At 44.2% G+C, this 26,646-nt stretch carries 20 protein-coding genes; 5 read left to right on the forward strand and 15 right to left on the reverse strand.

Features of this window, described 5'->3' with window-relative positions; genetic code table 11:
* The first annotated feature begins 62 nt into the window (after positions 1-62).
* Genes ACYQ1O_RS15990 through ACYQ1O_RS16000 form a run of 3 tightly spaced genes read left to right on the forward strand, consistent with a single transcriptional unit; the run spans position 63 to position 3,547 of the window.
* Entirely contained in the window at positions 63-1,253 is a 1,191-nt protein-coding gene (locus ACYQ1O_RS15990) for a capsule polysaccharide biogenesis protein (RefSeq protein ID WP_459993173.1), read from the forward strand.
* Positions 1,240-2,010, forward strand: coding sequence for an SDR family NAD(P)-dependent oxidoreductase (locus tag ACYQ1O_RS15995; RefSeq protein ID WP_459993175.1), 771 nt, complete (start codon positions 1,240-1,242; stop codon positions 2,008-2,010). Before ACYQ1O_RS15990 ends, ACYQ1O_RS15995 begins: the two co-directional genes overlap by 14 nt.
* Position 2,011: 1 nt before the next feature.
* Complete coding sequence (locus tag ACYQ1O_RS16000; protein ID WP_459993178.1) at positions 2,012-3,547, forward strand: LTA synthase family protein; 1,536 nt, start codon at positions 2,012-2,014, stop codon at positions 3,545-3,547.
* Here ACYQ1O_RS16000 and ACYQ1O_RS16005 read toward each other — a convergent pair.
* The 14 genes from ACYQ1O_RS16005 to cutA form a co-directional block, all read right to left on the reverse strand.
* Positions 3,527-5,620, reverse strand: a complete 2,094-nt coding sequence (locus tag ACYQ1O_RS16005; protein WP_459993179.1) for a capsule polysaccharide biogenesis protein — start codon at positions 5,618-5,620, stop codon at positions 3,527-3,529. The genes ACYQ1O_RS16000 and ACYQ1O_RS16005 overlap by 21 nt on opposite strands.
* Complete coding sequence (locus ACYQ1O_RS16010) at positions 5,613-6,731, reverse strand: sulfotransferase family protein (protein ID WP_459993181.1); 1,119 nt, start codon at positions 6,729-6,731, stop codon at positions 5,613-5,615. The genes ACYQ1O_RS16005 and ACYQ1O_RS16010 overlap by 8 nt, the downstream gene beginning before the upstream one ends.
* Positions 6,732-6,783: 52 nt before the next feature.
* A complete protein-coding gene (locus ACYQ1O_RS16015; protein WP_459993183.1) occupies positions 6,784-9,009 on the reverse strand; it encodes a hypothetical protein in 2,226 nt (741 codons plus the stop codon).
* Between the two features lie 30 nt (positions 9,010-9,039).
* Positions 9,040-10,074 carry a hypothetical protein gene (locus ACYQ1O_RS16020; RefSeq protein WP_459993185.1) on the reverse strand — a complete coding sequence of 345 codons (1,035 nt, stop codon included), beginning with the start codon at positions 10,072-10,074 and terminating at the stop codon, positions 9,040-9,042.
* A complete protein-coding gene (locus ACYQ1O_RS16025; protein WP_459993186.1) occupies positions 10,071-13,091 on the reverse strand; it encodes a glycosyltransferase family 2 protein in 3,021 nt (1,006 codons plus the stop codon). The genes ACYQ1O_RS16020 and ACYQ1O_RS16025 overlap by 4 nt, the downstream gene beginning before the upstream one ends.
* Before the next feature lie 166 nt (positions 13,092-13,257).
* Positions 13,258-14,181, reverse strand: coding sequence for a glucose-1-phosphate thymidylyltransferase RfbA (gene rfbA / locus ACYQ1O_RS16030; RefSeq protein ID WP_459993187.1), 924 nt, complete (start codon positions 14,179-14,181; stop codon positions 13,258-13,260).
* A gap of 240 nt (positions 14,182-14,421) precedes the next feature.
* Positions 14,422-15,318 (reverse strand): dTDP-4-dehydrorhamnose reductase, encoded by an 897-nt coding sequence (gene rfbD, locus ACYQ1O_RS16035; RefSeq protein ID WP_459993189.1) that lies wholly within the window; start codon positions 15,316-15,318, stop codon positions 14,422-14,424.
* Complete coding sequence (gene rfbB, locus ACYQ1O_RS16040; RefSeq protein WP_459993190.1) at positions 15,318-16,391, reverse strand: dTDP-glucose 4,6-dehydratase; 1,074 nt, start codon at positions 16,389-16,391, stop codon at positions 15,318-15,320. The genes rfbD and rfbB overlap by 1 nt, the downstream gene beginning before the upstream one ends.
* A gap of 15 nt (positions 16,392-16,406) precedes the next feature.
* A complete protein-coding gene (gene rfbC / locus ACYQ1O_RS16045) occupies positions 16,407-16,958 on the reverse strand; it encodes a dTDP-4-dehydrorhamnose 3,5-epimerase (protein ID WP_459993191.1) in 552 nt (183 codons plus the stop codon).
* A gap of 59 nt (positions 16,959-17,017) precedes the next feature.
* On the reverse strand, positions 17,018-18,742 hold the full coding sequence (locus ACYQ1O_RS16050; RefSeq protein WP_459993192.1) for a polysaccharide biosynthesis/export family protein: 1,725 nt from the start codon (positions 18,740-18,742) through the stop codon (positions 17,018-17,020).
* Between the two features lie 5 nt (positions 18,743-18,747).
* Entirely contained in the window at positions 18,748-19,869 is a 1,122-nt protein-coding gene (locus ACYQ1O_RS16055) for a KpsE/RkpR family capsule polysaccharide export protein (protein WP_459993193.1), read from the reverse strand.
* A 170-nt stretch (positions 19,870-20,039) separates the two neighbouring features.
* Entirely contained in the window at positions 20,040-20,564 is a 525-nt protein-coding gene (locus ACYQ1O_RS16060) for a TlpA family protein disulfide reductase (RefSeq protein ID WP_459993194.1), read from the reverse strand.
* Positions 20,561-22,804, reverse strand: coding sequence for a protein-disulfide reductase DsbD (locus ACYQ1O_RS16065; RefSeq protein ID WP_459993195.1), 2,244 nt, complete (start codon positions 22,802-22,804; stop codon positions 20,561-20,563). Before ACYQ1O_RS16065 ends, ACYQ1O_RS16060 begins: the two co-directional genes overlap by 4 nt.
* On the reverse strand, positions 22,786-23,112 hold the full coding sequence (gene cutA, locus ACYQ1O_RS16070) for a divalent-cation tolerance protein CutA (protein ID WP_459993196.1): 327 nt from the start codon (positions 23,110-23,112) through the stop codon (positions 22,786-22,788). Before cutA ends, ACYQ1O_RS16065 begins: the two co-directional genes overlap by 19 nt.
* Before the next feature lie 98 nt (positions 23,113-23,210).
* Here cutA and ACYQ1O_RS16075 point away from each other — a divergent pair, with 98 nt between their 5' ends.
* Positions 23,211-23,651, forward strand: coding sequence for an FxsA family protein (locus ACYQ1O_RS16075; protein ID WP_459993198.1), 441 nt, complete (start codon positions 23,211-23,213; stop codon positions 23,649-23,651).
* Between the two features lie 44 nt (positions 23,652-23,695).
* Here the strand turns inward: ACYQ1O_RS16075 and ACYQ1O_RS16080 are convergent, their stop codons facing one another.
* A complete protein-coding gene (locus ACYQ1O_RS16080; protein WP_459993199.1) occupies positions 23,696-23,941 on the reverse strand; it encodes a YgaP family membrane protein in 246 nt (81 codons plus the stop codon).
* A gap of 123 nt (positions 23,942-24,064) precedes the next feature.
* Between ACYQ1O_RS16080 and uvrD the strand changes: the two genes are divergently transcribed.
* The gene (gene uvrD, locus ACYQ1O_RS16085; protein WP_459993200.1) at positions 24,065-26,242 is read left to right on the forward strand and encodes a DNA helicase II; all 2,178 of its coding nucleotides are present in this window, start codon (positions 24,065-24,067) and stop codon (positions 26,240-26,242) included.
* Positions 26,243-26,646: the final 404 nt, after the last annotated feature.

The raw sequence follows: 26,646 nt of genomic DNA on the forward strand, positions 1-26,646 counted from the left end.
GGAGAACTTGATTGGCTAGCCGGAAACGTTCATTTCTTTTTTTGCAAGGGCCGTGCTCCCCGTTGTTTTATCGTGTTGCTGACCAACTTAAGGCGCAAGGACACGATGTCCACAAGATCAACTTTAATAGTGGCGATGTGGCTTACTGGTATCCCCGCAAGGCCAGCCTATTCCGTGACAGTCTGGATAACCTGCCGACCTTTATGGAAGATATTTGGAGCAAATACGGCATTACCGACCAAGTCATGTTTGGCAACTGCCGACCTGTCCATAGACCTGCGGTTGAAAATGGGGAACGCTTTGGTATCCGTACTTTCGTTTTTGAATGCGGGTATTTCCGCCCCTATTGGATAACTCTCGAGCGTGAAGGCGTAAACGGACATTCCTTATTGCCGCGCAACCCCGACTGGTATCGAACCGTCGCCAAACGGCTGCCCGCCCTGCAGCCACCACAAGACTTCAAGTCATCGTTTGCCCCCCAAGCGATCCATGACGTGCTGTACCATCTTTGCGGTATTGGCGACCCCTTCGTCGCACCGCACTACAGATACCATTCACCCTATAGCATCCTCACTGAATATGCTGGTTATGCCAAACGTACAACCTTAGTCAAATTGCAAAAAAACAATGAGGCCAACAAGCTTAACCAACTCATTAGCCAGGCAACCCCTTATTATTTGTTTCCCTTGCAACTGAACAGCGACGCACAAATCGTCCATTACTCAAAGTACGCAAGCATGATGGATGCCATCAGGGACGTGGTCAGTTCGTTCGCCAAACATGCGCCATCGCATACCTCCTTGGTAATAAAAAATCATCCGCTTGATATTGGCATGATTGACTATCGGACATTAATAAGCCAACTCGAACAAGAATTTAATATTGAAGGCCGCACCGTTTATCTTGAAACAGGCAATATCCGCACACTGTTGGAACACGCCTTAGGCACAGTGACCGTCAACAGCACCACAGCGGGCGTCTCTTTGCAATTGAACCGCCCTACCATTACCTTGGCGGAATGCATTTTTAGTATTGACGGCCTTACCTCACAAAAACCACTCGATGAATTTTGGACAACCCTGCCCAAACCAGACCCCGAACTCTTCACCGATTTTTATAAAACCGTGATTCACGCCACCCAAGTCAATGGCGGTTTATACAGCAACGAAGGCACCCGATTAGCGGCACAGAACGCCGTACGTATTCTAGGTTCAGACAAATCCGCCTTGGAACGTTGTCATGACCTACTCTGATACCGTTATTTTAATCACCGGCACAACCGGTGCCATTGGCGGCGCATTAGCCCTACAGTACGCAAAACCTGGGGTTTCGTTGATCTTACAAGGGCGCGACGCATCAGCTTTGGCGACATTAAGTACCGCTTGCCAACAACGTGGTGCCAAGGTAAACACGCTAAGTTTAGATTTAACCGATACCCCCGCCTTACAACAATGGCTTCGGGAAGTTGCCAGCCAACAACTGCCCGACTTGGTCATTGCCAACGCCGGTATGAACATCAGCCAAGGCCAACACCGGCAAGGTGAAAATTGGCAAGACATTGAGGCTTTGTTAGATTTAAACATCAAATCAACGATTGCCTTGGTGAACGGCCTCGTACCTGCCATGCGTCAACGCGGCAGCGGGCAAATTGCCTTGATGAGTTCACTTGCCGCTTTTTATGGCTTGCCCGTTACGCCGACTTATTGCGCCAGCAAAGCCGCCATCAAAGCCTATGGGGAAGGCATGCGCGGCTGGCTGTCCCAAGACGGCATTAAAGTCAACGTGGTCATGCCCGGCTATGTCAAGTCCGCCATGTGTGATGGCATGGCGGGTCCAAAGCCCTTTTTATGGACACCCGAACGGGCGGCGAAAACCATTGTAAAAGGCCTGCAACAAAACCACGCCAGAATAAGCTTTCCTTTTCCGCTTAACTTGGGCACTTGGTTTTTATCAGTGCTGCCGCCACCGTGTTCACAATATTTGTTGCGATGGCTCAACTATGGAGGCTAGCATGAACCTGCTTTTGCAACTTGCCCTACCCCTGCTTTCCGGCCTTGGCCTCTCCTATCTGCTCGAACAAACCCTCACCCCCAAACCGATCTTTCCTTGGCAGCGCGGCTTTGCCAACCATCTACTGCACATCGGCATTTGGCTACTGCTCTGCACGATTTTATTGTTAAGCATCCAACGCCCTTGGTTTGTGGTGATGATTGTTTTGGCCTATCAATTTTTGCTGGTGATGGTCAACTACGCCAAATACAGCACGCTTAAAGAAGCCTTTATTTGCCAAGATTTTGAATACTTTACCGATGCCATCAAACACCCTAGGCTCTATTTGCCTTTTTTGGGCGTAGCCCGCACCCTTGCCGCCCTATTCGCATTCATCGCCGTGGTTTATCTAGGCTTTAGCTTAGAACCCGCATTAACAAACACCTATAGCCTAACGACCTTTTTGTCTGATTGGCTAGCATTACTGTTGGCAAGCCTTGGCATGATTGCCATTGGCAACCAATTTTGCCAGCCAGCCAGCCATAAACCGAACCAAGACTTAATGAAAATGGGGCAAGCCGCCTTTTATTGGCGTTATTGGCGTGATGAAAAACAAAATATCACCGATATAAAACAAACCGTTTTTGCCGATTTACCCAACCCAGCCGATCAGCAGCTGGGTGACGTCATTGTCGTACAGAGCGAATCCTTTTTTGATCCGCGCCCATTTTATCAGCACATAAAAACCGAAGTCTTACAACATTTTGACCAGCTAAAAGCAGAAGCCGTGCAATACGGACGCCTGCATGTACCGGCCTGGGGAGCCAACACCGTACGGACAGAATGTGGATTTTTAACGGGCCTAAAACCGGCACAAATGGGTATCCACCAGTTTAATCCCTACCATTATCTGGCAAAAGAAGGTGTAGCCAACATCGCCAGTTACCTAAAAAAAAGCGGTTACAAAACCATCTGCATCCACCCCTACCCTGCCAGCTTTTATCAGCGCCACCAAGTTTACCCGCGCATGGGTTTTGATGAGTTTATCGACATCAAAGCCTTCTCGGAAGAACAAAAACACGGGCAATACACAAGTGATTTAGCGGTTGCCGAAAAAATCAGCGAATTGTTGGCATCAAACCCAACACAGCCAATGTTTATATTTGTCATCACTATGGAAAACCACGGCCCCTTACATCTTGAAAAACCAGAAAAGGGTGATGCTGAAAAGTTTTACCACACCGCACCCAGCACAAAAGCGCAAGACTTGACGGTTTACCTGCGGCATTTGCATAACGCCGATAAAATGGCAAAAAAAATAAGGGATGAATTACAGGAAAGGTACGAAACCTTAAAGAAAAACGCCACGTTTTGCTGGTATGGCGATCATGTGCCAATCATGGCAGCGGTTTATCAGGAATTAGGCGAACCCGATGGTTTGACGGATTATTTTATTTGGCGAACCGCTGAATATGATAGGAAAACAAGCTCACCACAAACAGGCCATATAGATGAACTGGCAATACAAATAATGCAACTACCGCAAAGAGCCGTTTAAGCACCCAACAACCCAAGCTTCCAAGCGTAGATATGTACGCAACAACAAACGCCACCAAGGCAGCTGGGCTGGCGACTTTTGCCGCCACATCAACAACTCATCCAAAGCACGCTCTGGCGTTGTAAATTTGCCGGTAGTGCGGCTGATATAAGTCGGGTAGATTAGAAGGGCGCCAGCCACTAACTCATCTAATGTCAGTTGACGGGAACGTCTAGGTAAAGGCAGCAGGTCTTCCGTCAAGCCCCAGCCTGCATAAAAAGGCAAGCCATAGCAGACCACAACCTTACCACGTAACAACGCTTCGAAACCTGTCAATGACGTCATGGTGTGAACTTCGTCCACTTGGTCAAGCAAATATGCCATATCTAAATCGACCAAAACAAGATCGCAAAAATCACCGGCATTGGCCTCATCTTGGCCCTTCTTCCGCAAACCCGCTACCACATCAGGATGCGGCTTATAGATGATAAAAGCATTCGGATTGGCTAATCTTACCGCTTTCAATAACACTATGTTGCTGGCAACGCCAGGCGCACCATAAGCAATGGAAGCATCTGTTTCAACTTGACCTGGCACCAGAATCAACACATCAGCCACCTTGCCGACGACGTCAGTCCGACGCCAAACAGCTGAACCGACGTTATATTTGCTAACCTTCTCTGACACCAAACGTTCGCGTATTTGTCGGGCACGTGCCAGCAAACTGTCGGTAAAGTTAGATTCTTGTAAAATAACTTCCAAATCTGAAGGCTGGGAAGCGTCGTAGTAAATGCCACGCGTATCCATTGCCCAAGAAACCGGAGACACTAAGTCGGCCCCTAAACCGACAGAACGGATAAATCCATCTTCAAGCCTAATGACATTACGGTCATCCGAAGATGTAATGGCTGCAGGCCTTTTACCCCACAAAATTTGCGGGGCATTTTCTGCCCACTCATTAGATTTACGGTCAAAATAAACGCGGCTACCCTGAAAGAAACGCCGCACAATAGGTTTTTTATAAAAAGAAAAGCCGCTCGCCTCAAGTACTGCAGGAAATCTCCCCCGCATCTTTCGCTGCAAGGCCATCCACTCAACCAAGCGTTCAACCTCACAACGTCTAAAAGTTTCGGGATCAAGATAACGTGGATAAGCAATCAACGCGGCATAAACCAAATTTTCCAAAGCCACCGTATAGCGCCGTTCCGGCCTTGGCAAATCATCTTGTGTAAGTCCCCAACCGGCATAAAAAGGCATCCCAAATGTCCGTACAGGCTTCCCCCACAACAAGGCTTCAAAACCTAATTGAGAAGTCACACAATAAATGGCTTGGGCATGTTCAATTAAACAGACAGGATGAATAGCATCAGATAATACCGTGACGCGGGGGGTATTGATTAAAAATTGAAAATCAAAATGACCTGATTTTTTTCCTAGAACAACATCAGGGTGTACTTTTAATAAAATCTGGCAATCAGGGTTTTCCTGTAAAGCGGCAGTCAACATTCTATTAAAGCTATTCGTATCAGCCTGACCATAACGAATAGACAAATCGCCAAACGTTTGATCAGCTACCAAAACATACTTTTGATAAGTAGGGGAGGATGGGTCTGGTGAATGGTTATATTTTGAAACTCTTGAGCCACGCCAAAGCTTAATCAAAGCATTGGATCGTAAGGATTGATCGGTTGTTAAGGGGTGTTTAATTAATTCTTCTAATCTTGAAGGCTTTGAGCAATCATAGTAAATTCCTAAATCATCAAGCACAATTGATAAGGGTGGCTCATCACTACCCGCATTTACAGAACGTAAGAAACCATCTTCTATGCGTAATAATGGAAGCCCGTATTTTAATGACCAAGCTTCTGCTCGAATAGAGCTAGGCTTTAATCCCCAACAAACAATCGTTGATTTTCTCATATTAGATAGAAAACCAACTTCATAATGAACTTTGCTACCCAATAAATAATTAAGTGATTTGGTTCTTACTAACCCCAGAGAACTCGATATAAGCTTATTCGAAAAATGGTCAATTGATTGATACAAATAAAATCCTAAACATAAACTAATGCAAAAAAATAAAGTATCAGACAACTACTTTTGGCTGTCCAAATAAACTCTGATTATTTCCCATGAAAGTTACAGTGATCATATCACCCTTTTTTAGAGCGGCATCATTAGAAAATTTTAATGAAAATCCACAAAATCCTGTAGGGTGAATGGCTTTATCTTTAATATCTTTTCTATATTTATCTGCCTTAATAAAATAAATACATGCCCCATCATTAACTGAAATTCTCAAATAGACAGATGCTAAAGGATTATTTTCAATAATGATCCAGCCTGCTAATAGATGTGTAGTGCAAACATCAAAAACGCCTCTGGACTTTGGTATTGAATACCCATTAGGATTATTAGATATATCAACCTCTTTATCAGGCCTAAGCAACGCTTCAATTCTATTGAAAAATCGGTGTTTAGCTTGAGCGTAAATATGGTTATCCGCCCAAATGAGAGGTTTCAAAGCCTGCCTTATTTCAAGTCTAGATCCATCAAGATTATATTTAGTAGCACCTTCATTCAAGCGTTCACCGTGTAGCGGTAATTCCCAGCCCATATCTTTAGATAACAAAGCCATGGACTCACTATAAAACTCAGTAAGTCCAATCAAACTTAATGAATCTAAGTTTTGTAAAGCCTCTGCCAATTTAGGCCTTGTCACTAATTGATGGCCAGGAATAGCAAGCAAATAGCGTGTTTGCGAGTTATCAAATATCGCTGACTCCATGGGGCTTAAATTAGATGCAAAATCATGCAACTGATCAGGATTGGAAAAATCAACAGTAGTTAGTTTTCGAGAAACATCTTGAACCCATTCCGGGTGTCCTGCAAGAAAACTTTCTTTACCAGGGTCACACAAATGCCTTACCCAAGCCAGATGAGATATAACGTGGTCAATAGGATTTCTAAAAGTTGCAAATGTGTAGTAATCGCTTCTATTAAAAACCTGAAGAAAACGTACAAACGAAACATGTCCTGATATAAAAGATTTGTTTTCGTATTTATGTTTATTTTGTGTAGACCATAAAGGATCATTTTCTACATGAGTAACACAATCTTCCATCAAATAATGGGAAGAAATGTATCGGTTAATAGAAGTGCCTGCCGTCTTGGCTACATGCAGATAGAATATTTTTTTTTGCATGATTAAAAACTAATTAAATCCCCTAAAACACAAAATAACTAAATCCTTTATATTATTGAACAATAGAAGGACTGTTTCTAATATCAGAAATATCACCATCCGCGCGAACGGATACCAAATCTCCTGGTTTCAAGACTTGATTTCCGATCAATTTTAAATCAAAACCACAACGACCTGTTGAATGAATTCCTTTGTTTTTTAACCCTATCCTTAATTGATCAGCAATTACTTCATATACCCTATTATTATTAATGGTTATTATTAACTTAACAGGTTTATTAGGTCTTTTTTTATAGATTGCCCATCCATATATGCGATCAACAGTTATCTTATCGACAATGCCATTTGTTTCAGTAATTCTTGATGATTTAAGATAAGTAATTGGATTTGGCTCGACAAAATCGATAGCTTTCCTAATAGATTCTTCATCGCCTAACCCTACAAAATTGCTTATTTTATTAACAAAATAGGCGGGGTCATCCATCGCCTTTTCATAAGAAACAAATAAAGTTGGCGAGTTATCACTTTCTAGAAAATCTAAAATAAACCCAAAATGTTTCAGTATATTACGCATATCTGAAAGCACTTCTCCCAGTACAGAAATCCGATTTCTATTGGCGATTGCAAATATATCCCTGAAGACAACAACAAACATAGGATTTCTAAACTTACCTCGCCAATTATCGATATATTTAGCTGAAGTGGGTCTTTTCCATCCCCAAATTTTTTGGACATCATCCCGTTTTTTTATTACAGCAGCAATTCTTCCCTGATTATTAGCTTCAATAGCTTCACTGAGTTCCAAATCTTCATAAACAGAAGAAAGTTTATCCCCCATTGAAACCCCTAGCTGATGCAAAACACCTGCAACCATTGAAGTTCCGCCGCGAGCAGCGCCCAAAACAATAACTGTTCTTTCTGAAGGTAAGCTTTCAAATGGATTAATGACCAAAACACCTTTGTTCTCTAAAACCTTAGTCGCATCCCTATCAAAATTAGCAGAATCTTTTATCTCTGAAAAAACACCATTTGAAATTGATTCCGTCTTTTCAGTTGCTAATTCCTTTAAAAAAAAATCAATTAATTCAGATACCTTATTTTTAGGCAGCCCCTCTAATAGATTTGGTTTTCTATCATTTATTTTTTCAAGTATCTCTATTTCTTTCATTTTTTTATCACTGTAATTAATACTGGGCAAAGAAGAAATTTCAGGAAAGTTAATTTCCGAATCCAAATTTTTCCCGTTGCGGCCGCTAACCATGCAACATAAAGAATCTAATAAATTCGCAAGCTGTTGCGGTGTTTTATAATAAATATCTTCACATTCATCTTTATTTAACAAAAATGAAAGTTCATTTAAAGCACTTCGACTTACTGACAATAAATCTTGTTCTGAACTAACTCCAATGTCTTTACAGTCTATGTTCTCATAACTTAAAGAAATACCAGTTCTATCCTCAATCCAACCTATATCCTGACTATTCTTTAAAAGAACACTTGATATTAGAGCATTTGAAAAAATAAACTTTTGATTCGATATACTTGATAATATACCTCGTAACTTTAATCTTTCTTGAAAAGACGCTTTACCACAAAATTTATTATATATATAAAACAATGAAACAGCATCTTTCGATAAAGAATCATTCGACCTAACAATACTTTCTGACTTCAATATAATTTCAAGCTTATTGCAAAAATCTTGTACAACGCAGCCATTTTTAAAGTTTTTGCTATTATATTCCCAAAGAACTACATTTTCTTTGCCAAAGACTTTATCAAATTTTTCAAATAATTGTCGATAGCTACGATAATATTTATCAATATTAAATACCTTTATAGATCCATCCTTTACTCCCTGCTGAAAGGCACTAGAAATATATTGACTTGGCGGCCTCACATATGCAACAACAGTTACTTTGTCAAAATATTTATATAGAAAACCACGCATCAAAATAATTTCTTCTTCGCAAAGCACATTAATCTCTTCACCTGAAATTATTACTGTTCTTTTTTCAGCCAAGTAAATGGCATTTTCTATATCATTAATGCATTCGTTTTTGTACTTTTTTATAATTTCTGGAGTTCTTGAATGGCTTCTATGTAGATAGTGTTTTTCTGGATTTTTTGCAAATAAAGTATATATAGGCAAACTGTGGTTTGGAGTTATACCAATTTTTGCGTAAAGATGTTTATCACTTACAAAACCATCTAAGCTATTCTGTATGGATGTAGATCCGCTCTTATGCATTCCTATATGGACAATACAGTTTGCCATACCCCCCCCTTTATATAGAATAACTTATCATTAGTTTTTTAACGCGCATTCATTTGTTGTTAAAATACCATGAAGAGACTGACTTTCATTTTTCAGTTTATTCTGACTTATCAAATTATCTAATGTTTCACCAAATTCTTTAACTGTTTTCATTGCTGGAAAAACATTTCCTATCTGGTTATCAGGTATTGTTCTTTTGGGATTTTTAAACCAACTTGTTATTACCCAATCATTAGGGTTTCCACCAACTGCCGAATAACACTTTAGTGAAGACAGCACACTATAATGGAACAATTGATCTGATAGCTTGCCGGCTTTTATTGAGGTAGTGATGAGTCCAAAGCTAATACCCAAATCATTTTTAACATAATTTTCCACTTCTTTTATAGTTTGCCATGTAATATTTTTAACCTTTTCTCGTGGTATTTCATACGGCATATCTAAGTGTATAAAGGACAAACTAACACCTACATTGGATAATGCTTCTTTCAGTTGTAGATATGGCTTTTTATAATCTTGACCATGTGAAGGCAAAGCATCAATTATTCCAATCTTTACTTGAGGGTATTCTTTAATGACAGCATTAGAGTAAGATACAGCATCTTCAATCCGCATACTCAACGGATAGTCAACTTTACCTTTTGGCGTTTTTGAAAGTATGCTTTGCATACTTATATAATCTACTTTTACACCTAGTTTTTTTAACTTTATAAAAAGATTTATCTCTCTGTTAAATAGCTTATCCCTATTATTTAACTGGGTGAATGTTGCACCTCCCACATCAACTGCCAGTTTTATATCATTTTTTGTAAGAAAAGGTACTATATAAGCTAACAGAAACTTATCATCTATATTATTTAATGCTTCAGCATGCATCATATACACATTTATATATTTTGTTGCTGATAAAAAACTCTCTGGATGTATAAATTTTTCTTTAAAATCAACAGGTGTTCCGTCAGGTTTGCCTAAATTGTTATCCTCATACCATATATTGAATGATAATGCGGCATTGCAATACCCCAGCAATATTACCAATATAAAAGCCAACCCTTTAATTTTCATAATGAAAAATCTTCCGCATTAAGCGTCAAATTTTTATTATAGTAAGGGTCTTTTTGTAATTTCACTCCCCATTTATTTCTTACATATTCAATTTCTTTTACGAACCGTTGTATTTTTTCTGGTGTGTCTTCCAAACCACGTGATTTGGATTCGTAATGGTAGAGTTCAGCATAGGGAGTCCATAAGTTTCTGTAACCTGCTTCCCGTACTTTTATACAAAAATCGACATCGTTGAATGCTACTTTCAGATCTTCCTCCAAGCCGCCCACTTCGTTGTAGACACTTTTACGGATCAGCAAGCACGCTGCTGTTACTGCGGATAAGTTTTGTATCAATTTCAACCGATAGAAGTAACCGGGCGCGTCGCGTTGAAAGTTCTTATGTGAATGTGAAGCAACCCCACCCAATCCAAGAATAACACCGCCATGCTGAACAGTGTCATCATCATAATAGAGTTTTGCTCCCACACAACCAATTTCTGGCCTCATGGCATGGCTAACCATTTCAGTTAGCCAATCATGGTTAATAATTTCCACGTCGTTGTTCACTAAGCCAATCACTTCACCATTAGCAAACTGTACGCCGTAATTGTTAATAGAAGAGTAATTGAAGGGGAAGTCATAAGGGATAACCCTGATTCTTTTGTCTTCTTCTTGTATTGTCTGGAAATATTCAATTGTTTCGGGTTCAACACTGCCGTTATCAAGGATAATTATTTCATAATTTTGATAAGAGGTTTTATCTAAAATGCTGCGGATGCAAGGTTCAAGCACTGACAACATATCACGTGTTGGGATAATCATGCTCACCAAGGGATCGGGTTTTGGAATGCCGTAAATGACCCGATAGGTGTTGGCAGCTGGCCCCATCGTGACAGTAATATCATCTTTACCGATAGACTTAAAGTAATCCTGCAAGGATTTGATGCCTGCATCGGTTGTATAACTTTTTTCGCCTGAATCAAGTGCGGTTGAACCCTCCATGATCCGCCAATGATAAAGTACTCTTGGCACATGGACAATTTCATTGCCCTTGATGTGCGGCAAGCAACGTAGCAACAGGTCTTGATCCTGGCTGCCTTCCACGCCAATCCTAAACCCACCTATCTGTGTTATCAAATCCCTACGATAAACGCCCAAATGCGAAACGTAGTTAGTTGAAAAGAACATGTCAGGATTCCAATCGGATTTAAAATGCGGTTCGGCACGTTTGCCTTGCTCGTCAATTTTATCTTCATCGCTGTAGATGACCATTGCCGATGGATTTTCATTAATGGCTTCAACCATGTAATGCAAAGCATGCGGGGATAACTCGTCATCATGATCCAACAACGCAATAAAATCGCCTGTCGCCAAGGTCAGCGCGCTGTTGCTTGCAGCCGAGATGTGACCGTTTTGTTGACGGAATTCCACTTTAATTCTGGCATCTTGCTGAATATATTCTTCAAGCACTTGACGCACATGAGGTTTAGGAGATTTATCGTCAGCGATACACAATTCCCAATTCGGATAACTTTGGTTTATCACCGAATCAATTGTTTTGCGTAAAAATTCTTCAGGTGTGTTGTAAACCGGAACAATCACAGAAACTAAAGGCTTATAGGTAAATTTTTCCTGTGTTTTACGGATTTTGTCCAGGTTATCAAATTCCGGTTTTTCTATGCGCCGGATCCATTCGGAATACGCTAATCCGTTATTTTGGGCACTACCAATAAAAGTCCTGCTATAGGCTTTTTTCAGCATTTCTAAACGGGTGAACTGTTCCTTTTTAGCCTCAGCACCCAATTGCTGGATGATGGTCATCAGTGGTTTGCCTTCATAAGCCAAACTTTGTGCCTTAAGCCTCAGAAGCATCCTATGATAGGCAAATAGACTGTTTAGTCTGACAAAATTAAGATGTTTAACTGAGAATTTTGCCGCACACTCAAGTGGATCAAATCGAATTTGGCGTGGTACATCGGTAAATTCAAAGATGCGTTTGCATTCCTTACCAGAGACAAAGGTAAATTCCGTTGAGTAAGATTCGCTGAAACCGCCCGAATAATCAAAATAGAACTTTGCCTTGCCTTGGCTGATGTCCGCTTCTATGCAGACTTCAATCATATACCAACCCGGGCCCATTACTTGATCGTTGTTGGCAATTAAAAACCAAGGGTCTATATCATCGGAAACCCAGCTGTGTTCACCCTCTGCATCGAAAGACAAGCAACCTGCTGTATCAATAATGGACATATTGCCTTGCTGCACAGCCCCTAATGCTTCATAAGTCCTCGATTGCAAAAGCAAGACGCCGCTTAACACGGGGGCGGCAGCCAATTTCTTCAGTACAATTGAAGAAAGCTTAAAGGATGTTAGTAAATCACAAGGATCAAATCTAATAGCTTTGCAACGGTGCGGAATAAAAACAGCAATACGGTGGATACCGCTCTGCTCAATTGTAAAATTGATTACCAGCGATGGCGTAAAGCCATGACCAATGTCAAAATAAATTTGGATATTTAGAGGCTGGTTTATGGTTATTTTTAACTCAATTTCAGACCAACCTGCATATTTATGCCAAGGCTGATCTAAAACTAATAAAAACTGTGGATCATCGCCATGGGATTGCCACTCAGAACCTTCTTTACTTAGCTGTTGCAGCGGTAACAAACTGATGTCACCACCATATAAACCATTAAAGTTGTCGGTTAACAATCGGATAGGTTTCGAAAAATGCCAAGCAACAGATGATTTTATTAATTTATATCTAAAGTCGTCTTGAAGTTTTATACGATTGAATGTCTGTAAAGCAATCTCCTTATTATTGACCATATCAACCAATGAATGTATCTGCGCCTCCCTGTCGCGTACACATTCATTTAATCTTGCAATCTCTGATTCCATCAACTCAGCCGATCCTTTTAACTCAGACACTGATGCGTTTAAACTGGCTAAGTCTTTATGCAATAAATTGACATATTCACTATGTTGATCGGACATAATTTCTTCGCTAAAACTATTTATTTCGTTACTACTCATGCAACCACCCATTAATTTAGTATAGCTAAGACGCTATCTAACGAAAACATACTATTTATTAAAAAGACAAGCCAGTTTAAAATCTTACAAACATCAAAGTATTTAATATAAAATTAAATATTTGCTGAATAAGATAGGTTTATTTTTATATAAAAATGATTAATTTTTAAGCTTCTTTAAGCAGGGCATATAAATACTGACCATAGCTGTTTTTGGACAACAAATCAGCTAATTTTTGTAGCTGTGCAGCATCGATATAACCCTTTCTAAAAGCAATTTCTTCAGGGCAAGCAATTTTCCAACCTTGTCTGTGTTCAATAGTGGCAATGAAATTACCGGCTTCCATTAAGCTTTCATGCGTACCCGTATCGAGCCAAGCATATCCCCGGCTTAGCATTTCAACGGACAATTGGTTACGTTCCAAATAGATACGGTTTACATCGGTAATTTCCAACTCACCACGCGGCGAAGGCGCTAAATTAGCGGCAATATCGATAATTTGGTTGTCATAAAAATACAAACCTGTGACGGCATAATTGGATTTAGGCTGTTTTGGCTTTTCTTCCAATGATGTTGCCCGGCCTTCTTTATCAAACGCAACTACACCATAACGTTCAGGATCATGAACATGGTAGGCAAAAACGGTAGCACCTTCTGTTCGCGCCATAGCCCGTTCCAACTGGGTATGTAAGTCGTGACCATAGAAGATATTGTCACCCAAAACCAAAGCCGCAGGGTCTTTGCCAATAAATTCCTTACCGATAATAAAGGCTTGGGCAAGGCCGTCCGGACTAGGCTGTACCGCGTACTGCAAATTTAAGCCCCATTCGCTGCCATCACCCAACAGCTGTTCAAAGCGTGGCGTATCTTGAGGGGTTGAGATGATAAGAATGTCTTTAATGCCCGCCAGCATCAGCGCTGACAGAGGGTAGTAAATCATTGGCTTGTCATAAACTGGCAGCAATTGTTTGGAAACAACTTTGGTGACAGGATAAAGCCGAGTACCTGATCCCCCGGCAAGAATAATACCTTTTCTGTTTGTTGATGCAGAAACCTGTGAAGAGTCGGTGTTCATAGTAGCGGCGGTCATATTCGTTCCAGTATTAAATTTAACAAGTTTATAAAATGACGTAGTGGCCCAATTTAAGCGATGCATATTGCCCAATTAGACGGTGTTCTTACGATTCGAAAAAGACCAATAAATAAAGTAAAGGGCTTTACTGGCGATTGTGGCCCTAAAAAGCACAGCAAGACGAGTGCTTTTTAGGGTTTAAAAATGATAGCAGTGTACAAATTTTTACTAATAGACCCACTATAAGGGCAAGGTCACTTAAATGGCTATTTCATTTAACATTCTGACCACACCCATTTGCCAATGCGGCATAGTTAAACCAAATGTGTTTTCCAATTTCGCCATGCTCAAACGGGAGTTGTGCGGACGCTTGGCAGGTGTCGGGAACTGGCTGGTCGGAATGGGGTTGACCGCATCAGGCGAAACCTTAAGCACCACCCCTGCTTGTTCTGCAAACGCCAAAACAAACCGTGCATATTCAAACCAAGAAGTTTCACCCGCCGCCGCCAAATGATAGAGGCCAGATACTTGCGGGTTATGCTGGGCAAAACGGATAGCATGGGCAATGACATCCGCCAACAAATCAGCCCCGGTTGGTGCGCCAATTTGGTCATTGATAACATTCAGCGAATCCCGCTCTTTAGCCAACCGCAACATGGTTTTGGCAAAATTATTGCCTTTTGCGCCATAAACCCAGCTGGTCCTAAAGATCATGTGTTGGCAACCGGATTGGGCGATCAGCTGTTCGCCCCGCAATTTGCTTGCCCCGTAGACACCTAACGGCCCAGTGGCATCGGTTTCTTGCCAAGGCTGCTCGCCGCTGCCGTCAAACACATAATCGGTTGAGTAATGCACCAACCAAGCGCCACAAGCTTTGGCTTCTTTCGCCAAGACTTCAGGTGCCAAAGCGTTGATAGTATTTGCCAAGCCCAGTTCACTTTCCGCCTTGTCTACCGCCGTATGGGCAGCAGCGTTGACGATAACATCGGGTTTAAGCTGTTGGATTGTTGCTGCCAAGCCCGCCAAGTTGGTTAAATCACCACACAGGCCATCAGCAGCATTTCTGTCCAATGCAATCAATTCACCCAGTGGGGCTAGGGCGCGTTGCAGCTCCCAACCCACTTGACCATTTTTACCGAGCAGCAAGATTTTCATTAGCTGCGCTCCGAGTAATTTTTCTCTAGCCAGTCACGGTATGCACCTGATTGGACATTGGCGACCCATTCTGGGTTAGCCAAATACCAAGCCACTGTTTTGCGGATGCCAGTTTGGAACGTTTCGGCAGGTTTCCAACCCAATTCCCGCTCAATTTTTGTCGCATCAATCGCATAGCGGCGATCGTGACCAGGGCGGTCGGTGACAAAAGTGATTTGTTCACGGTAAGACTTACCATCGGCACGGGGACGGGATTCATCCAACAAATCACAAACGATATGAACGATGTCAATATTTGCCATTTCGTTCCAGCCGCCAATATTATAAGTTTCACCCACCCTGCCCGCTTCCAGCACACGGCGGATACCGGCACAATGGTCGCTGACATACAACCAATCACGAATTTGCTGGCCATCACCGTAAACAGGCAAAACCTTATCAGCCAATGCATTGGCAATCAGCAAAGGGATGAGTTTTTCTGGGAAATGGAATGGACCATAATTGTTTGAACAATTGGTGGTTAAAACCGGCATGCCGTAAGTGTGGTGATAAGCCCTAACCAAATGGTCACTGGCAGCCTTACTGGCAGAATAGGGGCTGTTGGGCTCGTAGCGATTGGTTTCACTGAATGGCGGATCATTTTTTTTCAATGAGCCATACACTTCGTCAGTAGAAACGTGCAAAAAGCGGAAATCGCCTTTATCGCTTTCGGGCAAGCCGTTCCAGTAAGTACGCGCCGCTTCCAATAAACGGAAAGTACCCACAATGTTGGTTTGGATAAAGTCTTCAGGCGAATGGATGGAACGGTCAACATGTGACTCGGCGGCAAAGTTAACCACGGCATAAGGTTGGTATTTGCTAAACAATTCGCTTACCAGAGCCGAATCGCCGATGCCGCCTTTAACAAATACATGGCGTCCGTCACCTTCCAGGGCCGCCAAATTTTCCATATTGCCGGCGTAGGTTAAGCAGTCCAAGTTGATGACGGTCGTATCGCTTTGCGCTAACCAATCATTAACAAAATTTGAGCCAATAAAACCAGCTCCGCCTGTTACGATAATCGCTTTATTCATAGTAGATATTCACTTTCAGTAAGTTGGAAGAAGTTCTTTTGCGAAATTGGCTAAGCTTGTGCCTACTGCGTCTTTAGCCGATAGCTCTGGGTTTTCGACAGGCCAAGGGATGTTAAGGTCGGGGTCATTCCACAACACGCTGCCTTCTGACTGGGGATTGTATTTGTCAGTACATTTGTAGGCGAACAATGCCGTTTCTGAGGTGACGACAAAACCATGGGCAAAACCTGCAGGAATAAAGAATTGGCGTTTATTTTCCGATGACAAAACCACACTGGCCCATTGCCCAAAAGTAGGTGAACCGACACGAATATCCAAAGCCACGTCAAATACTTCACCTTGCAAAACGTATACCAATTTGCCTTGCGGGTTTATTTTTTGGAAATGCAAGCCGCGTAAGACGCCTTTTCTGGAAAAGGACACGTTATCTTGCACAAAATTATCGGAGGTGACAGATGCGGCATAACGCTCCTGATTCCAAGTCTCCATAAAATATCCGCGTTCATCGCCAAATACTTTGGGTTCAATAATTACAACGCCTGGCAAATTTGTTTCAATAACTTGCATAGTTTTTCCTTTATTGGGATAGATAAAAGCAAAATAGCTTCAACGTAATGGCTAAGAAATTAGCGTAAGAAAATCCTCGCACCCAGCGCCATTTGGTAAATCATAGTAGAAACCTCTTTGAAAAGCTGGCGGTATTTGGCGTCCACTTTGGGCAGGACGAGAATTTCGTCGCCAGGACGCACGTGGGTGCTGCTAAACCAGCCGGAACTTTCTTCGGTGTCTTCAAAGCTACCGTCGCGATGGGCGATAACAATACGGGAGGTGTCGGCATTTTGGGAAAAACCGCCCGCCGCCTGGATGTAATCTTCAATATCCTTATTGCTGTCAAGTGCTACGGTATTAGGGAACAGCACCTCGCCACTGACCAGTACTAAATTATCGACTGACGGTATGCGCACGATGTCGCCATTTTCCAACAACAAGCCTTGCAAGTCGTCGGCGTGGCTTAGCATAATTTGTCCGGATGGCTCCAGTTTTTTGGCGCGATCCACCCATTGCAGCATCAGATCGGCTTCGGCTTTTCTGAGCTGTGATTCTTCGCTGGTGCCGGAGCGTACTGTCAACACACTGGCTTCCAATTTGCGCAAGGCTGTTTGCAGCATAAGCATCTGGCGTTCTTTGACGCTCTGCCGGAACAATTGCAGGCTTGCCTTATCAGCACGTTCAGAAAAACGTACTTTTTGCATGAGTGTGCCAAGACGGGAACCGTAAGGCAAAACATATTCTTGCGGGCTGAGGTGTTCGCCTTCAACGCGGACGGTGATCGTGCCTTGTTTTTTATCGGCGGTAAATTCCAGCTCGTCACCGCTAATCAAATTGACTTGGCTGGCTTGGTTTAACGGATAGTACTCGGTATTTTTTACCGTTCCGGTGTTGCGGACAACCCTAAAATGGGTCGCTTGCGCGGACGGCTTGGCCACTTTAATGACATCGGCAACTGAACGTGCTTTATCGCTAAACTCAAAGCGGTTGGCATTACCCGCCAAGCCCGAAACCTTGACGGTATGCTGGCGTGGTGAGATAAAAATGACATCGCCATCAGCAAGCTGCACCAAAGGCATGCGGCCTTGCAAAATAAAATCATATAAGTTGGCACTGGCGCGCACCTGATTGCCGCGCTTGACTTGCACGTTCAGGAAGCTACCGCGATTAAGGTCTATGCCACCGGCTTGATCGAGATAATGCAACAAACTGTCCATACTGGTGCCGCTATATAAACCAGGACGGTTGACAAATCCACCCACAAAAACCCGTACCGGCTGGGCAGCCGCAAGACTGGCATAGCTATAAACGTTAGCGCGGAATACTTGACGCACTGCCGATTCCACCAAGACCTGTAAATCTTTGTTTCTCGCACCCAAAACATAAACGGGGCCAACATGCGGCAAAAAGATGTTGCCTTTAGGGTCAACATTAATGGGTGCATCGTATTCGAAAGCCCCCCAGAATCGCACTTGAATCTGATCGCCGATAGCAATGGCATAGTCAGGATTAAATTGGGTGGCACCTGGGCGAGCAAAAGCACCGGTAAACAAATTAGCGCCAAAAACATCACTATTAAGGTTGGTGTTGTAATCGTATTGCTGAGGAGGAACGGGGTTAACAATAGCCGGTGGTGTCGGCTCGGTAACAGCCGGTGCGGAAGGTGCGATTGGCGTCGTGGTAACAGGCGCGTCTAAACCGAGGGCTTGGTTAATGCCAAACGGGTCAGTGACCGCAAAGGCGTTGGTGGTGATTAGACACAAAACACAAGTTTTCAGTAAAGGTTTGTTGATGGGTTTCATAGAGGTTAATCCTTATGGTCGCGAATAATGGCGGCGACGAGGTGCATAATGCCGGTTATCATGAGGATAGCCAGAATGAAAACGAAACTATTGTAGACGCGGCGTGGTTCAACAGGATATTCCGGCAAGGTAGGTTTTTGCAGGATAGCCATTTTTTTTAGTGTGCGCGAAGCTTCGTAACGACCCTGCTCAAGAGCGGTCAATGCAGTTTTGTAAATTTCTTGTGCGAAATCAGCCTTCATTTGCAGGCGTTGATATTCTTCAACCGTACGGTTGAGGGTTTTGTTGGTGGTTGAAGTCAACTTAGACCTTTCACGTGCCATTTGTTTTTCGATGGCGTCAATTTGCAGGTTCAACTCACGGATATTGGCACTGTTGGGCATTAGATAACCTAGCATACCGGCACGGGTCGTTTGCAAATCGGCAAGCTGGGATTCCAGATGGTTGATAATTGACGTAACGTTTTCGGTCGCATTTTCGGGTGAAACCAACTCATGCTTATTCTGGAAGTCGAGTACGGTTTGGCGTGCATCTAATGTCTCTTTGCCAATACGGTCGACTTCTTTTTCCAAAAAATCAACCTGTTCACGGGCGAGGTCACGGGCAAGCGTATTCATAAAGGTTTCGCCTTCACTGACCAGCATCGAAGCGATTGCCTGAGCCATTTTGGCATCAAAGCCTTGCGCGCGGATTACCAAAACCCCCGCATAATCATCAAACTCAATAGTGACGCGATCGCGGTAGTATTCGTAGAAGCCTTCAAAAGTGTCCGCCCTTAACCACAGACGAGACAAGAAGTCGTGGCTGCTAGCGCTGAAATGCTCTCGTAATTTGAGTTTATCGTCCAGTTTTTGCAGCATATCGGTGGACAGCAAATGGTCTCTCAGCAAAAACTGGTCAGCTTGTCCACCGGAATGCCCGCCTTTTAGCATCGCACTAATATCGGTGGAAGGAACTGAATTAGAATCAATGTCTTGAATGATGACATGTGCTTCTGACACATACCGATCAGAAGCGATGATGCCCCAATAGGTGGCAACAAGCAGCGAAGCAAACACCGCGACGCCAAAGATGAAGTTGCTTTTTAGTAGCCCAAAAAGAACAGGGCTTGTGGTTGGTTGGCTCATTTTGACAGGCTTTCTAAGTGGGCTTTGAGGGGAATCCGAACATCTAAGAAAACATCGGATCCACAAAATTAGATTGTAATACCAACTACAAAATTTAGAGGATGACGCGCGTCGTTTAACTGAAACTGTATTACTTAAATTAAATTTGGTTCAATTTTAAATGATCTTCGTTACTTTAAAATTAAAGGCAAAACGACTTCTTCAATTTTTTCTTTAGACAACGCACCACGCTGACGGTAAACAATCTGTCCATTGGCATTAACAATGACAGTAAAAGGCACTGCTTGGACATTATTACCCAGTTGCTCACCGAGTACAATGGCTTCATTACCGCCTAACAGCATCGGATAATTCACCTTACTGCCCTGTAAAAAAGCCTCAACGGCCCCTTTCTCATCCAGGGCAATGCCGACAAACTGTAAGCCACGCGCGCCATATTGGCTTTGTAAGGCAACAAATTCGGGAATTTCTTTACGGCAGGGCGGACACCAAGTCGCCCAAAAATTGATGACCAAAACCTTGCCGTTCCATTCCGTTATGGTGCGTTGTGTGCCGCTTACATCCGGAAAACTGAATACCGGTAAGGGCTGCTGTTCCACACTGGCGCCACTGAGTTTAAACTGGCTTTTACCGACAAACACGCCGGCAAGTAACGCCACCACTCCAAAAATGACAATTAACAGCATGTTTTTCATGACAAAACCTGTTGCAGCGTTGCAATGAAAGTATTGGCGTCTTGATAACCTATCACACGCAAATGCGTAATTTCTTGCTGGTCTGCACCAAAAAATAGCACACCAGGCGGCCCAACCAAATTAAATTTTGCCAATAAAGCTTGGTCGGCTTCCGAATTTTCCGTGACATCGGCCTGCAACAACACAAAACCAGCCAACGCATCCTTAACCTTAGAATCGGTGAAGGTATATGCTTCCATCTCCTTACAAGAAACACACCAATCGGCATAAAAATCCAACATCACAAACTGACCATTCGCCGCCGCTTCGGCAATGCGGGCATCCAATGCTTCAACACTGGTGACGCGCTCGAACACCAAACCTTGCTCCTTGACTTTAGCCGTTGCACCAACAACGCCATGCAAAGGTTTTAACGGATTGCTATTGCCCATGCTTAACCCTACCAGTAAAAGCAAACCGTATGCCAACATAGTCAAGCCCACGCCTTTCCACAGTTTCTTCCAACCGGAGCTATGCAGAGGCAATGGTTCTAGCGCATTCAAATAAACCGCCGGTACGATCAGCAACATGGCGTACAACAGCATGGTCACTTCTGGTGCAACCACACGGCTCAACATCCACACCGCCACCGCCAGCATTAAAACGCCGAATACCGCTTTGGTGGAATTTAGCCAATCGCCTGCCTTAGGCAGCAGTTTTCCCGCAGATGCACCCAGCAACAATAATGGCAAGCCCATGCCCATGCCCATAGCAAACAGCGCACTTCCGCCCAATAAGGCATTACCCGTCTGACCGATATAAATCAGTGCGCCCGCCAAAGGCGCGGCAACGCAAGGGCCAACAATCAGCGATGACAAAGCCCCCATGATGGCCGCGCCCCACAAGGAGCCGTCTTGATGCCTGACACTGGAGTTATGTAATTTGGTCTTAATGGAATTAGGCAAATCCAAATTATAAAAACCAAACATGGACAAAGATAATGCCATAAAAATACCACTGAACAACACAATAATCCACGGCTGTTGAAAAGTGGCTTGCAAATTACTGCCAAACAAAGCAGCCAAAACACCAAATAGCGTGTAGGTCACTGCCGATGCAACCACATAGCTTAACGACAGCATAAATGCCCGTGCAGTCGTGTGGCGATGGTGATGCCCGACAATAATGCCCGACAAAATGGGGATCATCGGAAAAATGCAGGGGGTCATCGACAGCAGCAAACCGAAGCCAAAGAAGCTCAGTAAAGTTGCCCATAAACTATCTTTGTGCAGCGAAGAAACAATGCGGTCTTGCTCGGATTGTGGTTTAGCTTTTTCATCCAGTGCTGGTACAAGCGCATTGACCGCTGGCAAATCCAATTTAACCTCGCTGCTCATCGGCGGATAGCAAACGCCACGATCCGCACAGCCTTGGTAAGACGCTTTTAAGGTAACCGTTTGTGCTGCCATTTGGCTGCGTTGCAAAGGTACAGCAAAGGCCAAGGTATTATGGAAAGTTTCCACTTGCCCAAACGATTCATCAAATTTAGGCTCGCCTCTTGGAATATCGTAGGCACCCAACTGCACGCCTTGGCTATCAATCAATTGCAACTGCACCTTTTCCCGATACAGATAATAGCCCTCGGCGATTTGCCAATTGAGCTGCAAATGGTTGCCGTCTTTTACCGAGGCCAAAAACTGAAAAGCTTGTTCCGGCTGCAACAATTCATCCTGACCGGAAATTGCTTTTAGACCAGGGATGCTTTTGACCAAATTGCTAAAGGCGCTGGCAGCCGGTTCAGGCTTGGCTTGCGGCTTCGGCTGTGCTTTAGGCGGCAAAACCACCTCAAACAGCTCCTTTTGCGGCGGATAGCAAACACCTTTTTCGGAACACCCTTGAAACTTAACCAACATTTGTACCGATGGGTTATCGGCAACATCCAACAAGGTCAGATCGATTATAAAATTGCCGTCATAGTGGTCAATATTGCCCAGCATCTCATCATGCTTGGTTTTGGCGGGTGGCAATTTTTCGACCACAATTTGGACGTACTCAGTTTGGGATTCAAACGCCAAACTGTTGCGGTACACCAAATAACCTTTGGCAAGCTGCCATTCAACTTGCACTTGGTTATTGCTGATGGCTTTTGCCGAAACCTTGAAGGCTTCTTTCGGCGGTAAAATGTCGGGGTTTTCCAAAGCCAAAACAGGTTGGCAAAAATAGGCCACCCAACAGAAGAAAATTAGTTTGACGAAAGGCATGTGTTAATCCAGTCCAGATATTCAGGCAAGCCGCGTTCGATAGGAACGGCAATAATTTCAGGGATTTCATAAGGATGCTGCTTAAACAAAGTAGCTTCGATCATCCGGTAATTCTCCCTACTGGACTTAATCAGCAACAGATGCTCCTGCACCATCTCGATCTTCCCTTCCCACTCGTACACAGAGGTCATGCCCGGCAAAATGTTCACACAGGCCGCTAAGTTTTTTTCCACCAGAAGACGCGCCAGCTTTTTGGCCGAGTCCTTATCGGGACAAGTACAGAAAACCATTTCGAAATCGACAGACATTGTTCAACCTACTCACTGTAAAACTGGATATTATCCTAGAATTTCGGGGCGAATGCCTTTATATTGTTCGGGATCACCCTATTGCAAAGAGCACCGCCATGAAAATTTTCCAACTGCTGTTCCTACTTGTGTTGATTGTGCCATTCGTAGAAATCTACCTGCTCTTGCAAGTAGGGGCCATTATCGGCGCATTACCGACCATTATCTTGGTGGTATTTACAGCTGTTTTAGGGTCATGGTTGCTGAAACAACAAGGCTTTGCCACCTTCCAACGTTTCCAAGCCAGCCTAAACAAAGGTGAAATTCCGGCTTATGAAATGATCGAAGGCCCCATTATTTTGGTGGGCGGCGCGTTATTGTTAACGCCGGGATTTGTTACAGACATGCTGGGCTTTGCTTGCCTGGTTCCGCCTTTACGCAGAAAAATCGCCCAGTATGTGATAGAAAATTTTCTGGTGGCGTCCGCAGGACAATTCCGCAACAGCGCGTCGCCCCAACCAGAAAATGTTTTGGAAGGTGAATTCAAAAAAGAAGATTAAATACCGAAAAGACCTACGTCCCTGTAGTTCTTCAAGACGGTTGCCTATTCTTCAGTAGCAGCTACTTCTGCAGTCGCAGCTTCACACGTGTTTTTGCCCAGACCGGAATAGGCAGGACACCAGCCGCTAAATCCAGTACCGGTGGCAATTAAGCCTATCAATAATAAAGGGATAGATCCCATAAAAATAGCGGCCACCAACAGTGCCGAACCGGCATAAAGACGGTACTTTTTTTCTTTATCGCCAATATTGTGTTCAAATTTGACCATGCGCTTAACATCAAAACTCATCTTAAAGTCCTCTCTTAGCTCGTTGTTGTTATTATCTTTTTTAAAGCAATGGCTTAATAGGCCATTGGGTAAAGAACGACAAATATACACAGCTCCCAAAATTCTGCAAGCGATAAAATACTAATGGATGTCACCGCAATCATCGAATCTTTGAACGATGCCCAACGCCAAGCCGTTACCGCCCAATCCAAAGCCACCCTAGTGTTGGCGGGGGCTGGCAGCGGTAAAACCCGTGTTTTGGTGCATCGCCTTGCCTGGCAAATACAGGTGGAAAATCTCCCTGCCCACAGCCTGCTCGCCGTTACCTTCACCAACAAAGCCGCCAAGGAAATGCGCGGTCGAATTGAAGAACTGCTGAAAATTTCTGCACAGTCCTTATGGATAGGCACCTTCCACGGCATCGCACACCGTTTGCTGCGCCGCCACGCGCTGCAAGCCAAATTGCCGGAAACCTTTCAAGTGATGGATTCCGCCGACCAATTACGCCTCGTCAAACGCCTGCAAGCTGGGCTTAACCTTGACGAAGGCAAATGGCCCGCCAAACAAACCCAATGGTATATCAACGCCCAAAAAGACGAAGGCATCCGCGCCAAGCACATGGACGACTTTGGCGACCCATACCATCGGCAATTGCTGGTCATTTACCGCGCCTACGAAGAACTATGTGAACGCTCCGGCTTGGTCGATTTTGGCGAACTGTTGCTGCGCGTCCATGAACTGCTGCGCGACAATCCCGACTTGCTGGCGTTTTACCACCAACGCTTCCAACATGTCCACGTTGACGAATTCCAAGACACCAACACCATCCAATACGCTTGGCTGCGCCTGCTGACCGAAGGCCGCGACAACCTGTTTTTAGTCGGCGACGACGACCAATCCATCTACGGTTGGCGCGGTGCCAAAATTGAAAACATCCATGCCTTCCAAAAGCACTACCCCAACCACCAAATCATCAAACTGGAACAAAACTACCGCTCGACCGGCACCATATTAAAAGCCGCCAACCAAATTATCAGCGTCAATTCCGGTCGCCTTGGGAAAAACTTGTGGACCGAGTCCGGTGATGGTGAACTCATCAATTTATACGCCGCCTTTAACGAACAAGACGAAGCCCATTTTGTCGTCGAACGCATCCGCAGCTGGATCAACGAAGGTGGCAAACACAGCGAAATCGCCATCCTTTACCGCTCCAACGCACAATCACGGCAATTTGAAGAACGCCTGATGACCACCGGCACGCCTTACCGCGTCTACGGCGGCCTGCGCTTTTTTGAACGTGCGGAAATCAAAAACGCCCTCGCCTACTTGCGGCTGATGTCCAACCGCCACGACGATGCCTCTTTTGAGCGCATCATCAACACCCCCACACGCGGCATTGGCAACAAAACCCTCGAAGACTTGCGCGGCATCGCCCGCGAACGCGGCTTGTCATTGTGGAGCGCGGCGATTGTGCTAATTAACCAAAAATCGCTCAGCGCCCGTGCCAGCAACGCCTTGACCGGCTTTTTGGCGCTCATCAACCAACTGGCTGAACAAGCCCACGGACAAGAACTGTTCGAACAAGTCAAATTGGCGGTCGAAAAAAGTGGCCTGCTCGGCTGGCACGAAAAGGAAAAAGACAAAGGCGAAGAAAAGTCTGAAAACTTAAAAGAATTGGTCAACGCCGCGCGGCTGTTCGATGCCGCCAGTTTGCCGGACAACGAAGAAGAAAAGCTCAGCGAACTGGACTTGTTCTTAAGCCACGCCGCCCTCGAAGCCGGTGATATGCAAGGCGATGCCGACGACGACTGCGTGCAACTGATGACCTTGCACTCCGCCAAAGGCTTGGAATTTAAACGGGTGTTTTTGGTGGGGCTGGAAGACGGCCTGTTCCCCTCACAACAATCCATCGACGACATCGCCCGCTTGGAAGAAGAGCGCCGCCTCTGTTATGTGGGCATCACCCGCGCCATGCGGCAACTGTACATCACCTACAGCGAATCGCGGCGCTTGTACGGACGCGAAAGCTACCCCAAACCGTCGCGTTTCTTAAAGGAAATTCCCGCCGAACTGATCCAAGAAGTCCGCTTGCGCAACAGCGTCAGCCGTCCGGCAGCCGTCAGCAAACCCAAAGAACCGCTCTTTGCCGCCGCCTCCAATAGCCGATACAAACTCGGTCAACGCGTCCACCACGCCAAATTCGGCGAAGGCATTATCTTGCAAATGGAAGGCGACGGCGCCCAAGAACGCGTGCAAATCAATTTTAAAAACGTGGGCATGAAATGGCTGATGTTATCTTTTGCCAGTTTGGAGGTTTTGTAGGGGGTGTATTTAAAACTTAAAAGCGATGAGTACAATCTTAATTGAATTCAGCTACTTAAAAAAAATGAGTCCAAAAACATGTTTTTGGACTCCACGAACCGCTGTATGGCTTTGAAGACTAAGCAAGAAACGATTGATCTGTTTCTAATCAACTCTGACGGCAAAACTCCGGCGCGTAACACAGCAGCAAACGCCGGAGTATAAGAACCGAAAAGCTTAAGCGGTTTCGTACATCAACTTAAATCACCACAAAATCGGCGTTGGTTAATGCCAAGTTTACGCCCATGATGGCAATCCTGACTGCCGCGCCTGCGCCGTTGCCGTCGGCATCGTAAAACAAGCCGCCAGTGCTGCTGTTGTATATCAGGTAATCATTGCCATCCAATGCCTTATTGCCGATCACT

It is taken from the genome of Methylosoma difficile (assembly GCF_054657615.1).